General features: G+C 25.5%; 20 protein-coding genes. All 20 read right to left on the bottom strand.

Going from position 1 to position 15,519, the window contains the following annotated elements; genetic code table 11:
- Nucleotides 1–18: 18 nt before the first annotated feature.
- The 20 genes from ACYUEW_RS00315 to ACYUEW_RS00220 all read right to left on the bottom strand — a co-directional run bounded on the left by ACYUEW_RS00315 (nt 19) and on the right by ACYUEW_RS00220 (nt 15,455).
- Complete coding sequence (locus ACYUEW_RS00315; protein ID WP_045518092.1) at nt 19–792, bottom strand: tyrosine-protein phosphatase; 774 nt, start codon at nt 790–792, stop codon at nt 19–21.
- Between the two features lie 11 nt (nt 793–803).
- Nucleotides 804–1,481 carry a YveK family protein gene (locus ACYUEW_RS00310; protein WP_042384545.1) on the bottom strand — a complete coding sequence of 226 codons (678 nt, stop codon included), beginning with the start codon at nt 1,479–1,481 and terminating at the stop codon, nt 804–806.
- A 33-nt stretch (nt 1,482–1,514) separates the two neighbouring features.
- The gene (locus ACYUEW_RS00305) at nt 1,515–2,477 is read right to left on the bottom strand and encodes an LCP family protein (protein WP_207131515.1); all 963 of its coding nucleotides are present in this window, start codon (nt 2,475–2,477) and stop codon (nt 1,515–1,517) included.
- Between the two features lie 613 nt (nt 2,478–3,090).
- Nucleotides 3,091–3,267 carry a YjfB family protein gene (locus ACYUEW_RS00300; RefSeq protein WP_043032172.1) on the bottom strand — a complete coding sequence of 59 codons (177 nt, stop codon included), beginning with the start codon at nt 3,265–3,267 and terminating at the stop codon, nt 3,091–3,093.
- Nucleotides 3,268–3,395: 128 nt separating this feature from the next.
- Nucleotides 3,396–3,569, bottom strand: coding sequence for a Spo0E family sporulation regulatory protein-aspartic acid phosphatase (locus ACYUEW_RS00295; RefSeq protein ID WP_321161993.1), 174 nt, complete (start codon nt 3,567–3,569; stop codon nt 3,396–3,398).
- 118 nt (nt 3,570–3,687) lie between these two features.
- Nucleotides 3,688–3,855, bottom strand: a complete 168-nt coding sequence (locus tag ACYUEW_RS00290; protein ID WP_003495072.1) for an aspartyl-phosphate phosphatase Spo0E family protein — start codon at nt 3,853–3,855, stop codon at nt 3,688–3,690.
- Between the two features lie 359 nt (nt 3,856–4,214).
- On the bottom strand, nt 4,215–5,063 hold the full coding sequence (locus tag ACYUEW_RS00285; protein ID WP_321161992.1) for a methyl-accepting chemotaxis protein: 849 nt from the start codon (nt 5,061–5,063) through the stop codon (nt 4,215–4,217).
- A gap of 41 nt (nt 5,064–5,104) precedes the next feature.
- A complete protein-coding gene (locus ACYUEW_RS00280) occupies nt 5,105–5,926 on the bottom strand; it encodes a flagellin (RefSeq protein ID WP_460275979.1) in 822 nt (273 codons plus the stop codon).
- A 272-nt stretch (nt 5,927–6,198) separates the two neighbouring features.
- On the bottom strand, nt 6,199–7,245 hold the full coding sequence (locus tag ACYUEW_RS00275; RefSeq protein WP_460275978.1) for a glycosyltransferase: 1,047 nt from the start codon (nt 7,243–7,245) through the stop codon (nt 6,199–6,201).
- Nucleotides 7,246–7,280: 35 nt separating this feature from the next.
- The gene (gene fliB / locus ACYUEW_RS00270) at nt 7,281–8,477 is read right to left on the bottom strand and encodes a flagellin lysine-N-methylase (RefSeq protein ID WP_460275977.1); all 1,197 of its coding nucleotides are present in this window, start codon (nt 8,475–8,477) and stop codon (nt 7,281–7,283) included.
- Between the two features lie 47 nt (nt 8,478–8,524).
- Nucleotides 8,525–8,719, bottom strand: coding sequence for a hypothetical protein (locus ACYUEW_RS00265; protein WP_460275976.1), 195 nt, complete (start codon nt 8,717–8,719; stop codon nt 8,525–8,527).
- Between the two features lies 1 nt (nt 8,720).
- Nucleotides 8,721–8,957: a hypothetical protein gene (locus tag ACYUEW_RS00260; RefSeq protein WP_460275975.1), complete on the bottom strand. Its 237-nt coding sequence runs from the start codon at nt 8,955–8,957 to the stop codon at nt 8,721–8,723.
- A gap of 6 nt (nt 8,958–8,963) precedes the next feature.
- The gene (locus ACYUEW_RS00255; RefSeq protein ID WP_460263367.1) at nt 8,964–9,242 is read right to left on the bottom strand and encodes a hypothetical protein; all 279 of its coding nucleotides are present in this window, start codon (nt 9,240–9,242) and stop codon (nt 8,964–8,966) included.
- Between the two features lie 115 nt (nt 9,243–9,357).
- Nucleotides 9,358–10,107, bottom strand: a complete 750-nt coding sequence (locus ACYUEW_RS00250; protein WP_072586582.1) for a crotonobetainyl-CoA--carnitine CoA-transferase — start codon at nt 10,105–10,107, stop codon at nt 9,358–9,360.
- 31 nt (nt 10,108–10,138) lie between these two features.
- On the bottom strand, nt 10,139–11,185 hold the full coding sequence (gene pseI, locus ACYUEW_RS00245) for a pseudaminic acid synthase (RefSeq protein ID WP_072587302.1): 1,047 nt from the start codon (nt 11,183–11,185) through the stop codon (nt 10,139–10,141).
- A 42-nt stretch (nt 11,186–11,227) separates the two neighbouring features.
- Nucleotides 11,228–11,962 (bottom strand): cytidylyltransferase domain-containing protein, encoded by a 735-nt coding sequence (locus tag ACYUEW_RS00240; protein ID WP_460275974.1) that lies wholly within the window; start codon nt 11,960–11,962, stop codon nt 11,228–11,230.
- Nucleotides 11,959–12,936 carry a UDP-2,4-diacetamido-2,4,6-trideoxy-beta-L-altropyranose hydrolase gene (gene pseG / locus ACYUEW_RS00235; protein WP_072586580.1) on the bottom strand — a complete coding sequence of 326 codons (978 nt, stop codon included), beginning with the start codon at nt 12,934–12,936 and terminating at the stop codon, nt 11,959–11,961. The genes ACYUEW_RS00240 and pseG overlap by 4 nt, the downstream gene beginning before the upstream one ends.
- 8 nt (nt 12,937–12,944) lie before the next feature.
- A complete protein-coding gene (locus ACYUEW_RS00230) occupies nt 12,945–13,673 on the bottom strand; it encodes a WbqC family protein (protein ID WP_072586579.1) in 729 nt (242 codons plus the stop codon).
- A gap of 59 nt (nt 13,674–13,732) precedes the next feature.
- Nucleotides 13,733–14,410: a class I SAM-dependent methyltransferase gene (locus tag ACYUEW_RS00225; RefSeq protein ID WP_460275973.1), complete on the bottom strand. Its 678-nt coding sequence runs from the start codon at nt 14,408–14,410 to the stop codon at nt 13,733–13,735.
- Nucleotides 14,400–15,455, bottom strand: coding sequence for a DegT/DnrJ/EryC1/StrS family aminotransferase (locus ACYUEW_RS00220; RefSeq protein ID WP_460275972.1), 1,056 nt, complete (start codon nt 15,453–15,455; stop codon nt 14,400–14,402). The genes ACYUEW_RS00225 and ACYUEW_RS00220 overlap by 11 nt, the downstream gene beginning before the upstream one ends.
- Nucleotides 15,456–15,519 lie beyond the last annotated feature (64 nt).

Below are 15,519 nucleotides of genomic sequence, written 5' to 3'. Positions count from 1 at the left end.
CTTGTAATCACTCCAATGTTAAATTATATTTTTAAGAAAACTAAAAATATTTTTTTTCTTCTGTATTTTTCTACAATCTGTAACTACATATTTATTTTCAAGAAGATTATTTGAATTTATAATTATTTCATTATATAAGGACTTATCCATAGTTTCTATAATTTTAACTCCCTTATTAATATTTGGATTTCTCACATTTAAGCTATGAGCATCTGAACCTATAAAATTACATATTCTATTTTTTATAAGTTCCTTTGATATTTTTTCAGATTCTTTTCCAAATACACCCAATAAACTCCCTGCATTTATTTGAAATAGATAACCTTCTTCTATAAGTTTATTTATATTAGAAATATCTTCATGAATAAATTTATATCTTTCTGGATGAGCTATTATAGGATTTATGCCTCTTATTTTTAATTCATAAAGTACATCCATATAATAATCTTCCCAAGTAGTCATAGGAAATTCCACTAGCATATAAGATGTATTATTTATAGTGCCTATATATCCTTTTTCATAAAGCTCTACAGTTTTTCTGTGTATAAGAACCTCTTGCCCTGAAAATATTTCTATATTTATAGTGTTTTCTTTAGCTATTTTATTTAAATAATCCACCTTTTTCTTTACGCTAGAATATTTTTCCTCATATTTTCCCACATAATAATGAGGCGTAGCTATTATTCTTTTTGTTCCACTTTCTTCTGCGACTTTAAGCATCTTTAAAGAATAATCTAAATCTTTCGCACCATCGTCTATGGATGCTATTATATGACTATGAATATCTATCATATAACCTCTCCTTATTTCATTTTAGGTATTACAGCTATTACTGGAAGCCCCAGATATTTATCTATATCATTTTCTGTTTTTATAGTTTTATCCATATATTCCTGTATAAAAGCCATTCCTGAAGATATTAAGAACCCCATAAATAAAGCTATAGCTATATTAAATATTTTTTTTGGTTTTATAGGCTTTTCTGGTATTACTGGCTTGTCTAATAATTCTATAGTGTTGCTAGGATATATTTTTTTACTTTGAGCTATAAACTCATCACAAACTATAGTAAGCGCTTTATATGCAAATTCTGCATCTTTATCTTGTATTTTCAAGTCTAGAATTTGGGTATCCTGTTGAGGCATTACATTTAGTTTGCTTTGCAATCCCTCTGGTTCTAATCTGCCTGTTTTAGCTACTACATTTTCTGCTAAAGTTCTTGAATTGGCTATTTGAGCATAGGTTTTAACTAATTTTTGATACATCATAACATCATTATAATTATTTTTATTTTCAGCTTTTTCTTCTGCAGCTTTCCCTATAACTACACTGGCCCTTACCTCATAAGTAGGTGAAATAATAAAAAAATTTAAAATAGCGACCACTATTCCGCATAATAGTGTTATTATTACAATTAATTTTCTTTTCCTTTTTAATACATTAAAAATCTCCTGTATATCTAAGGTTACTTCTTCATTCATTTTAATGCTTTCCTCCATATCTAAATATAATAATTAGTTAGGTTTTATATCTTCAAATATATATTTATGTATTTGATTTATAGTTTTTTCTTCATTAAATAATAAATAGTAAACACCATCTATAAGCTTCCCTTGGCAATAATCATCTAATGGAAATCTTTGTTGTTCTATGTTATCTATACCTAAAGCAAAAGCTGAGGTTCCCATTTTCATTATTTCTGTAGAAGAAAAACTGCTTTCTACATTTGGAAGTAGGGCACTTACTACTTTAGGAAACTCTGTAGGTCCTAATTTTTTCACCTTATTCATAATAGCTGTTAGAACTATTCTTTGTCTTTCTGTTCTTTCATAATCTCCACCACTAGTGTACCTTATTCTTGCATAAGCCACTGCTTGCATACCATTTAAATTTTGAAGCCCTGGCTTTTGCACTTCTTGTACACTCTTACCTTGAATTTTTGCAGTTTCTTGCATATAAATATTTATATATTTTATTTCATCAGATCTTACAGGTATTTCTACCCCACCAACAGTATCTATTATTTTTTCTAATTCATAAAAATCCACTGCTACAAAATTTCTAATATTTAGTTTAAAGGTAGAATTTATAGTCTTTATAGCTAGCTCTGGGCCCCCATAAGCATAAGCATGATTTAATTTTGTTTTCCCATGACCATCTATATCCACATATGAATCTCTCATTATAGATGATACCTTAACTTTTTTATGCTTCTTATCTAAAGAAATTATCATTATAGCATCAGATCTTGAAGGCTCATCTTTTTTTCTTCTATCTAAGCCGAAAAATGCTATATTTATTACATCATCCCCATATTGATCTGCTTTTTTATCTATCTTTAACTGTTGGTCATTTTTCGATATAGATACTTTTTTAACTGCTGCTAACTGACTATAAACATATAATGTTCCTATTACTGTTGTAAGTACAATTACTGTTACTATAGACAATATCCATTTCTTTTTTTTATTTTCCATACAATATCTCCCTTCAAAATATGGTTATACAAAATAATAATATTTGTATAAAAATTAATTTTTAGAAAATAGTAAAATGCTATAGATCCTTTTATAGAAATTTCAACAGATTAAATTAAGTTTAATACAATCCATTTATCGACAAAATTATCATAATCATTACAATTTACCGACAAATATTTTATTTATATTTTATTTATCGACAAAATATTCTTGTATTTTATATAATAATTAATATTACATTAAAATACCTGGTTTTGCAATTATTTTATTTTTTGGTACTTCACATGTTTTCCAATGCAATTTATGCTTTTTTTCATATTTTTAAAGTATTTTGGAAATAATTTAATATATATACCATAAAATTTTTTCTTCATTCAGTAATAAATTTAATATTAAATAAAAAAAATCTAAGCTTTATTTGAAGTAAATAACTCCTAAAAAGCTTAGAATTTTTTATCTTACCTTTGTATAGTTAATATATATACTTATTTTTAACAAAAGACGTTAAAATTGTTAACTGATAGATTAATATTAAAAATAAATAATCCTTAATATTAATACTCAAGTTAATATTAAGGACCATTTTAAATATATGTTAAATTAACACTCTTTATCCTCTCAAATCTACATTTTGCCCTATATTGGGATTCACTGATTCTTTTATCATTTCTGTCATTTGAACAGCATTTTCTTTTGCTGTATTCATAGTAATTTTCATTAAAGATAATGAAACCGCCTGTGCAAGTTTACCTTGATTTAATGACATGGATAATCCTCCTATATCCATACTATCACCCCTTTAATTATATTTTATATATAAATCTTTTAAATTCATATATAATGGCAATTATATCATATTTTATACTGTTATACTTTATAATATCGTGGATCTTCATTGAAAATATAGTATTAAATTTAATCTTCTTTTCCAAATTTCATATATTCTAAAATAAGCTCATCCATTTCTCTACTAACATTAAGTATCTTTTCTTTATCTCTTTCTTCATCCTCTAAAGTTATGCTAACTTCATATAGAGCTTGTCTTACCATATCCATTTGTTCACATAAAGATTCTTTACTATATTTCAAAATCATCTCCCCATTCTTTTTAATATATTATAAAAAACAATCTATTTACTGTATTCTTATTATATCTATTTTTTCAATATAGTATTTTAAATTTTTATTAAAACAATGAATCTAATATTTATTTATACTCACATTTCATATATTGTACTATTAATTCATCCATCTCCCTACTTAAATTTAATATTTTTTCCTCATCCCTATCCTTTTCTTCTAATGTAACACTTATTTTATATAAGTCCTGTCTTAATTGACTCATTTGTTTAAACAAATGTTCTTTAGTTTTCAATTGTCCCCCACTCTCCCATATATTGAAAATAAAATAAAAATTAACTAATATTATAAATATCGTTAGTGTAACAAAAACTTTTATATATAAATTATAAATTTTTGTTAAATTATAAATAAAAATGTAAATATTATATATAATTACTTTGTTTTGTATAGTTTCATAAATTTTAATTTTAAATTTACTTTATTTTCCATTAGAGTAGTTGATATTATTTTTTAGGGAACTACAACAAATATTTTTTAAAATTCACATTTTATATTAATAAATTTTATATTTTATTTCAAATAAAAAAGCAATGAAATATAAGATTAAAATAGTCCCCAACTTTTATTACGTGGGGACTTTGTTATAATCTTTTATTTATATTTTTCTACAAATTCTTGTAAGTTTTTAATCGTTTCATTAAGGGTTTCTATTCTTGATAATATCTCCTCTGTGGAAGCTGCTTGTTCTTCACTAATAGCTCCTACACTTCCTATGGTATTATTAATTTCATTTACGCTATTATTCATTTCATCTAATATTTTTTCGATGTTTTTAACGGCTTCTTGGGACTGATCTGATAATTTTCTAACTTGTCCTGCAACTACTGCAAATCCACGACCAGATTCCCCTGCTCTTGCAGCCTCTATGGCCGCATTAAGCCCTAATAAATTAGTTTGAGTGGCAATACCTTTTATAAACTCTAGAATTTCAGAAGTATCATTTTTCTTATTATTTAATTCTTCCACCATAGAAATAGCATTTTGACCTGATTTTGCTAAACTTTCTGCTGCCTCTGATACTTGAGCCGTATTTTCAGTTACCTGTTTAACATTCTCTACTAATTTTTGAACATTTTCTACTAATTGATTATTATTATCAAAATCTATTCCTGAACTAAGGGTACCTATAACTTCATTGTTTACGCCATAAATAGGAGTAAATATTGTTTTTATAGCTCTGCCATACACTTCCTTTGGAATATTATCATAGGTTTCCCTTTTATACTTAATGCATTCCTCTAATGTTTTTATACCCTTTATAGGTTTTCCCTCTGATAAATCTAATTCAAATTCATTAGCTCTATGATAGCCAATATATTTTTCTAAATCTGTAAGACCTACCACCATATCCTCATGAATAATTTTATTTATGTAAGGTAGTACTAATTTAAAAGCTGCTAATATTTCTTCATTACTTTGAAATCTCCTATTCTCACCCATTTCTATTCTCCCCTTTTTTAATTTCCTTTATTTTTTATGGCTTATAAAAGCCATTTATTTATTACAGTATTTACCCCTTCGTTACTCTGTCTTGCTGATACTAACATGGATTTATTATAATCTATAAGCACATCATCTCTAACAGATTTCATAAGGGCTGTTGCCATATCTATATCTTCAATTTGAGATAAAGAAGAAGTTAAATTGGTACCAGAATTGCTTACATTGTTAAAGGCATGTTGAAGATTATTTAAATGATTACTCATTTCCACTCTATTTTTTATAACTGTATTTAATACATCTTTAATTTTTCCAATAGATTCTTTAGAATTAGATGCAGTATTTATATTTATACTATCTATGCCTAAAGCTTGTAAAGAATTATTAGTTAGAGTTAAATCATAAGTAAGGTAAGGATTTTCTCTTGTTTGAATAACTAGCGTTTTGTCTTCATTTAAAAGTTTTATTCCATTAAATTCTGTACCCTTTGCTATGCTATCTATATTTTCCTTTAGCTGCTGGAATTCTTCTCCTACAGCTTGTCTGTCATCATCCGTTAAAGTGCCATTAGAAGCTTGTACTGATAATTCCTTCATTCTATGAAGAGTTTTAGTTATTTCATCCATAGCACCATCTGCTACTTGAACCATAGAAATTCCATCCTGTATATTTTTTTCGGCTCTATTTAATCCTCTTACTTGAGCCTTTAAACTTTCACTTATAGATAAACCACCTGCATCATCCGCCGCTTTATTTATTCTTTTCCCCGAGGATAGTTTTTCTGTTAACTGGTTTTTAGATGTTTTATTCTTTGTTAATTTTGCAAAGGAATTCAAAAGAGATCCATTACTACTAACAAACATCTCTCCACCTCCCTGTTATTTTTTCTAGGCTTCCCTGCCTTTTATATATCATTCCTATTATCGTATAAAATTTATTAAAACTTAATCCAAATTTAAAAAGGATTTTTGTAAAATCAAAAATCCTTTTCTTTTTTAGCTTTTATATAATTTTGTTCTATGTTTTTTAAATTCTCGCTTTAGACTGGTTATATTCTTACAATACTTCTTTTGAGTTAATAAACTCAGTTCCCATATGTCTATAGTACGATATCAAGCTACTAAAAAATCCATCATTATAATTTTTTTACTCTATTAGTAGCTGGTATATACTTTCCACACAAATTGTAATAATTTAAAGCTTCCTCTTTAAATCCTAGGCATTCAAAAATAACACCAATATTATATAGTGGTAAATATGAAGTAATCCCTTCTATTTTACCTTCTTTAAATTCAGTACATCTCAAAAATGTTTCTGCAGATTTTTGAAAACAATTATTGTTCATATAAATAAGCCCTATAATAAATAAGAAATCTGGAGAATTACTATAATATTTTTCATATTTAATTAATTCTAAAGCCTCTTTAAATAAATTTAAATGTATTAATGCATATCCATAGCTTTCTACTAAATCTTCAGCATACTCATAATTAAAATCATCTACTAAATATATTGCTTTTTTAAAAGATATATAAGCATTATCATAATCTTTTCCCATAAAGTAACTTTTACCTAATTGATAATGCAAATATGGATCTTTAAAATTCTTTTGCAAAGCCTTCTTTAAAAGTTCTATATTCCTCTGTATTTTATTGGTCCTATTTAAAACTTCTTTGGAATAGCCTATATGATCTACAATAAGATTTATATTTTTAGTAACATATTTTTCTTTATTTGTAGAAACTATTTGCTCGTGGATAATACCTTCATATGTAAAAAAATTTTTATTAAAAACTCTGTTTACTCTTTCTATATATCTTTTGATTCCTTGTTCATCTTCATATTCATTTATTCTTTTTAATCTTCCAACAACGTTTTTATTATCTTGACTACAAAAGGATTCTATATCTCTTATATCAAAATCTGTAACAACCTCATCTGCATCTAAAACCAAAATCCAGTCATTTGAAGCTTTAGATATAGAAAAATTTCTAGCTCTAGAAAAATCATTGCACCAAGTAAAATCATATACTTTATCTGTAAAATTTAAGGCTATTTCTTTAGTTCTATCTATGGACCCTGTATCTATTACAATTATTTCCTGTGCAATATTTTTAACACTATCTAAGGATTTATGTAAGGTTTTCTCTTCATTTTTTACTATAAGGCATAAGCTAATCACGATTTACAGCTCCTTCTTATTTTCACAAATTAAGGCTATCTTACTAATATAGCTAAATAAGCCAAACTATCATACTCTTCTTTTTTTATATCTATACATAAATCATCTATAAACTTATCATTATGTTCCATAACTTTACTAAACGAGTATAATACATCTATTATGTCTTTTTTATTTAGCCTTTCATCTTGTTTATTCCATTTTGCTAATAACAAAATCTTAATTATTGAATATTTCAATATAAGCATTAATACTTCCTTATTTAAATTCCTAGTCCTTAAGACCTGCATATAATAATTATATAAATTGTAAACAATATAGTTTTCAAAAATGTTTTCATACTCTTTAAAATATTCATTAAATCTATTTTCCTTAATATCTAATATTTCTAAAATATCAGTTTCATTTTTATCTCCAAATAAATAATTAAAATCATCCAGTATTTCCAAGAACTTATTATTAGTTTTACCACAGTTAGCTCTTCTTTGAAGTATCGTATGTATAAACTGAATTTTTATCCTATTAGCTTTATTTATATTATCTAATGATTTTATTACATCATAATTAGTTATGGTATTAGTTAAATTTACAATAGTATTATTCAATTCATTATATTTTGATTCATCTATTAAAATTTGAAGTTTTTCTTCAATTATCTTTAAAAATATAAGCCTTTTCCAAATAGGAATTTCTTTAAATTGTGCTACTTCAATAGATAAATCTCTACCTTTCCAAAGTAAATTATATAATTCTTTATTATATTCCCCTTTTACAATATATTTCTGCTCTACTTCATTTAAATTTTCATTTTCCATATTGAAACTAATATCTTTATTAGTTTCAACAAGTATTCTTGCAACTTCAGGGCAGGATAAACTTAGAGTCTTTTCATATATATCTCCACACTTTCTTATTAGACGTGGATATATTTTACAGGTATTACATAGATATTCTTCTCCCAAATTTATATATATACCACAAAGTTTTTTTTCATTAAGAAGGGGGCACTTATCTTCTTTTAATTTTATTTCTGCATAAAATAATTCTGTTCCATTTTTCCTGTTCCTTACAACAGAATCATTTAATTTTTTACTAAATTCTCCTTTAGTTTTTCTATACTTTAGGTAACTTTTTTTATCTATTTGTATTTGCCAACCCTTGCAACAAGTATCTATGCATTCACTACCAATACATTTAAACTCATCGTAATAAACTGGTTTTAAAATTTTCATGGTTTATCCTCCACACCGTTTAAATATTTAAGGCTTTCATGATTTTGTTATTCATCTCTATTTTTTATTTTTTCTATTTCCATAACTAATTTTTCCACACCATTTTCATTAATATTTTTTTGTTCCCTAATCATTATTTGTCTATTATCTAATCTAGCTATTTTTTTAATATCATCTATAATTATATATTTTGCTAAATCCTCATACCATCCTAAGTTATATATTAATCCTCTTTCATCCATTTTATATGCTTCCACTGGCTGATATAGCTATGTCACATTTATTCATTATTTCAATCATATTAGCATTAAAATATAAATTTATATTATCTTTTAATTTTTTTAGCCTTAAAAGTTTTTTAATGTTTTCTTCTTTAAAAGACGGTCCTATAATAATAGGAAATTTAAGTTCTAAGTCTTTTACATAATCACATATTGTATTAGTAATTCCATTAGGATCTGATCCACCTACAGTTATCATAACATTTTATACTTCTTTTTTAATATTTTTGTTAGGATTTTTTCTAAATTTTTCTCTTAACATAGTATAATTAGTTCCTAAAAACAATTTTGTATCTTTATTAACCTTATAAAAATACTCCTCCGCTCCAATGTTTTGATTTATTATAAAATCTACATCAAAATAATATAAGTTCATGTCATCTATATACCCAGTAACTTTAAACATACCTTTTATTAAATTAAAATATTCTTCATTTACATCATAACTATCTGTTATTAAACAATCTGCTGATATATTTTTCAAATCATTTATAATATCATTTCCATTAATTGTTACTATATTAAAACCTCTAGCTTTAACTTTATCTATACCTGTTTTATAATAAATTAAATTTCATATTAATAAATAATATTTAACTTTACTCAATGACTATATATGATTGTAATGGATTTAGAGGGCTCCTTTTAATAGCATAATTATCTAATCCAAAAACTTCTTTAAAAGCTAAAGTTTCACCTGGAAATCTCTCATAATTTAACTCATCAAAACCTATAACACTACCTTTAGTCAAATGATTTTTTATAGCAATTAAGCATTCTTTAGTAGGTTTATATATATCAAAATCAAAATATGCAAAAGCAATTATTGTTTGAGGATTCTTCTCTAAATACTCATGAATAGTTTTTATTGCATCTCCTTTTACTAATTCATATTTTTTTATATGTGATATTGGACTTTCACCTTCATGATAATCTAAAACTTTTTCTAAATAATCTTCATAATTTTTAGGTACATTAAATGAATTTTCTTTTATAATCTCATCTTTACCGTCTTTTTTATCAACACATTTAAATCCTTCAAAAGTATCAAATCCAATAATTTTTCTATTATAATTAAAAGGCTCATACATTCCTCTGAAAGATTCAAATAATGCTAAATTTTGTCCATATCTAACTCCAAATTCTATAACGACTCCATGAACATTTATTATTTTTTTATATAGTTCATTCATAAATAATATTCTAGATAAATTTTGTCTACTTATAAACAATCCTAAATTATTTAATATTTCATCATCTGGTATAGGTGAGTTATTAAAATACTCTACAAACTCTTCTCTCATATTCTTTTCTTTACAATTTGAGTTCCCAATTATATTTTTATTCATATAAATCTCTCCATTCATTATTAGTATTGTATTATTTATTTGAAATAAATTTCCAATTCATAGGTGTACCTTTCTTTATATTTTTATTTGCTTTCTTCCCTAATATATCTTTTATATATTTAGTTTCTAATCCAAATCCTGGTCTTATACTTCTTACATTTTCACTTGTGAAAATTTCACCTTCTTTAACATCCTTTATTATAAATAAACTTCTTGAATGTTCTCTTGAATTTACTTGTTTCTCAGTTAAATCATAAGTTACTTTTCCAAGAGCTTTTTCCATATTTCGTATTTCATCTACCATTATTTTAAATTCCTCTGGTTCCATAGAAAATTTAGAATCCGCTCCACCATCTGCTCTTCTTAGTGTTAAATGCTTTTCGACTATTTTAGCACCTAGAGCAACGCCACCAAGTGCAACAGTATGACCCATTGTATGATCAGAAAGTCCTACTATAGTTTTAAATGTTTCTTTCATATTAGGAATAGTTTTTAAATTTATATCTTCTAATGGTGATGGATAAGCACTTGTACATTTTAAAAGTGCTATATCATTGTTTCCAACTCTTTTACATGCATCTATAGCATCTTGAATATCTCCCATTCTAGCTATTCCTGTAGATATTATAACTGGTTTTCCCTTAGATGCTATATACTCTATAAAAGGGATATCATTAATTTCAAAAGATGCAACTTTATATGCTGGTACATCTATTTCTTCTAAAAAATCTACTGCACTATTATCAAAAGGTGATGAAAAAAATATTAATCCTTCATCCTCTGCTATCTTCTTTAGTTCCTTTTGCCATTCCCATGGTGTATATGCTGTCTTATAAACTTTGTAAAGTGTAGTACCATCCCAAATTGTTCCTTGATTAATTTGAAAATACTTATTATTACAATCAATAGTTATTGTATCAGGAGTATACGTTTGAACTTTAATAGCATCTGCACCTGCCCATTTAGCTCTTTTAATTATCTCTACTGCTCTATTAAAATCATGATTATGATTTCCTGACATTTCTGCAATAATAAATGTTTTTTCACCTGCTTTTATTTTTCTACCATCTATAATCATAGCTTTCACTTTTCTCCATGATATTTTAAATTTTGTATGTATTTATTCTCTAAAATAATTCTTTTGACATACATTATTATTAATATTTAGCATACTTTTATCTGTATCCAAAAAGTTCATAACTTTATTAAGTTCTACATAATCATTTTCGTAAAACTTTTCATATATAGCCTTTATAAGATTAAAATCTTCTACTGTATCTAATGTTAACCTATATGGTCTATATAAATATTTTAGTTCATCTTCTAATAGATATTTATTGTGTTTAAATTCATTTTTATTATCATAATAATAACCTACAACATGTTCTTTTTGTTTATTTTCACTAGCTCTATTTTTCATTCTCTCTAATGCATTATAACTAAATATATCTAAACCAAATCCTATAAATAATTCTTTTTCTTCTTCCACAAAATCAATATTATCTTTTACTGCATTTTTAATCCAATAATCAATTAGCTTAGGTTCAAGTAATGGGCAATCTGATGTAACCCTCACTATATAATCAGGATTATATCTTTTAGCACATTCATAATATCTATCTAATACATCACTTTCTGAACCTCTAAAACATTCTATATTATGTTTTTTACAAAATTTTTCAATTTGATCATCTTTAGTATTTTTGCTGGTCCCTATTATAATTTTGTTGACCTCCTTAGCCTTAACGCATCTTTCATAAACATGTAATAAAACTTCTTTTCCACAAATATTTTTCATTATCTTTCCTGGAAGTCTTGTAGAGCCAATATGAGCTTGTATTATAAGCAAGTTCATCTTAAAAACCTTCTTTCTAAAACATCTACAATTCTTTCTATACCCTTACCATCAATTAATTTTTGTCCATTAGAACTCATTAATTTTCTCTTATCATAACTTAAGTTTATTAAATCATTCCTTAAATTTTCTATCTTGCTATATTTTATAATATCTAATTTTTCCATAGTCTTTGCTGCTAAAACTTGATTATCTACAACTACAATCCCCAATGTAGGTATGCCCACAGAAGCCAATTCATAAAGAGTACTTCCACAAGATGCTATTGCTACATCACAAAGTTTCATATAATATTTGATATCTACATTAAAACATAGATGCACTTTTCCATTTTCATATTTTTTTAATTTATCCGCATACTTAAAACCTGGTCCAACTATTATAAACAATTCTTTATTTAAAACTAATAACTCTTTTATAATTGCTTCAGTAATATTATTATTATCGCTTCCACCTACAGTTATCATTATCTTAGACATTTCTTCATTTATAACTCTAATATCATTTTTCAAAAATTTATCTCTCAATATAATGTACTTAGTTCCTAATAATAGTTCTGTATTATCATTGACTTTATAATTTATATCTTTTCCGTATGGATTTTGATTTATTAAAAAATCCACATTAAAGTATTCACAGCACTTCTCATCATCTAAACATCCACTTATATTAAATCTCTCTTTTAACACATTATAATAATTCTCATCAGCCTCATAGCTATCTGTTATAATTAAGTCTGCATCTATATTAACTATTTCATCAATAAGCTTTTCTTCTTCTATCTCAATAACATTAAACCCATTTTCCTTTACAAGGTTAATTCCTGGTAAATATTTCATAGGATTGTTTTTGCTAAGTCTACAAACATAAAAAACTTCATGATTTTTTCTTAATTCTTTACTAAGTGCCAAAGTTCTTATTATATGACCTAATCCTATAAAACATCCACCATCTGTTCTTATACAAATTTTCATATTATCACCTAAGACTGTAATTTTTTATTCAATTCACTAAATTTATAATTATTTAAATCATCTAAAACTTTACGAGTTTCTAAATGTCCAATATTAAATAACATATCCAATATAGATAAGTAAGGAATAAAATCTCTAAAACATTGTTTATATTCTTTTCCTATAAAATTTAAATATTTGTGATTTAAATTGACTTTTGTAAATTCTTCAGTTTCAACGTAATTCTCACTACCTTTATTAGATAAATATGTATCGCAATCTAACTTTTTGCACATATCAATTAACAATTTTGTTTTATTTCCATCAAATTCAAAATCCTTATCATAGTAAATTTCAGTTTTAACTCCCAACTCATTCAACATCCAATTCGTTATATAAATATCCAATTCATGCAGATAATTCCATTCCTTTTTATAAAGTTCATCAAAAAATCCTATATATTCATTATAATATTTACTTTTCTTATAGTTTAAATGTATAGCTGAAAAGTGTTTTTTTCGCCAAGGCAATTCGTTATTTATCTTTACATCGCATATATTTTGCTTAAATTTACCCTTTGAAAAAACTGGAACTGTAAGGAGTATCTCTCCATTACAACCTTTAATTCTATTTCTATTTTGCCAACTTTTCTTTTCAAATTGAACTTTAGTTACATATATAAACTTATTAGAAAACATAATCTTTCCTATAAGACCTGGATAAGGTAAATAGTTAGGTTGATGTCCACTTAATATCATAATATTCCCTCGCTTTTAATATACTTTACATATTCTCAGTTTTATTCACAATATTAACCTTATTTACTTAATCTTATTATGTAATCACTATCTTTATACGAATTATTTTCATGAGTTTCTGATAATATGTCAATTTCCACTTTTGAAAATTCAGAAAATAAACTTCTAATTTCTTCCTCTGTAAAGAAATGCATAATCATAGCACTTTCATTATATGCACACTTATTACTATCATTTTCATCTATTATAAATGTGTTTTTTTCTATCTCTTTTCCTAATCCAAATCTATAGTCTTCAGTATTTCTTACAACTATTAATGCTTTTCCATCTTCCTTAAGTACTCTATAAATTTCTTCTACAGATTTTTCTATTTGCTCTTTCTTTGAATAATATAATACTCCATAACATATTATTCCGTTAAAATAATCATTTTCAAATTTAAGATCAGTAAAATCTCCAACAATTATATTCTTAGTAAAGCTATTAAACTCATATCTTTTTAATAACTCTCGAGTATATTTCACACCTTCTTCTGATATATCAATACCATATGGAATTATATTTTCCTTTGCTAGAAAGAATATATGTCTTCCTGCACCACATCCTAAATCTAAAACTTTTGTATTTCCATCCCTTTTAAAATTTCTAAATACATACTGAACTACTGATTCTGAAGGATATTTAGGTCTAAATCTAAGCTCTGTATGTAGTTTTTCCCATATTTCTTTATTTGTCATAACTACTCTCCTTTAATACTTCATTTATTACACAAACATCTCTATGAATTTTATCTAAACTATGGCTTTCATCAATCCACAAATTAACTATATGTTTTTCTATATAATCAGCATTCTTCAAAACTTGATTTTTATATATTTTACTTAATGAAGGATACCAACTGCTAATATCAATTTTATTTTCTCTAACTTTTTCTAATATTTGTTTTCTATTTCTTTCTACTAAAAATGTATATCTCCACAATGGTGTAAAATTATATTCTACTTTTGGATTTTTTATATACATTTTGTTTAAGGATTTACAATATATTTTTCCCTTAGCTATTCTATTTTTTTCTATAGTATCTTTATTTTCTAAAGCTAGTAATATCTCTTCATTATAATTCATATCATATATAAAAAATTTCTTTGAATCTAATTGTAATTCTAACAATTGGTCATTTTTTTCTTTTTCTGTCATATTTGACTTTAATATTGAATAATATTTTTCTCTATACTCATCAAATAATTCTTTTGAATTATCTGGCTTTTTAGTTAAAGTGCTTTTTATTTTTTTAATTTTTTCATATAATACTTTATCATTTAAAAATATAGCACCACCACCAAGTGCTGTCTGAAATATTTTAGTATGACCAAAACTTACAATTGATGCATCACTTTCTCCTATATCTACTGTTTGTGCTGCATCCTCCATAAGAAATACACCATATTTATCACAAATTTTTTTTACTTTCTTTCTATCGTATTTATGGCCATATATATGGGTAGGTACCACTATTCCAAATTGTCCTGTTCTTAATTTATCCTCCATACTTTTAATATCTATAGTATAATCATCTAAATTCACATCACAAAACTCTGGAGTATACCCCGCATATATGCAAGAATTAACAGGATTTGTGCAACTTATAGCTGGATACAACACCTTTTTATTTTGTTTTTCTAATGCCATAAATAATAAATACATTACTGTAGTTCCATTGCCTGAAAAACAGCAAAATTTACTTTTATATATCTTATGTAGTTCTTTTTCAAATTTATTCATAAGTATCACACTCTTTTAACTTAAATTAAATCTTCTTTGTTTATATATTGTGAGGAGTAACTAC

Source organism: Clostridium sp. CTA-1, assembly GCF_054768215.1.
This window is presented reverse-complemented; position numbering and strand designations above follow the sequence as displayed.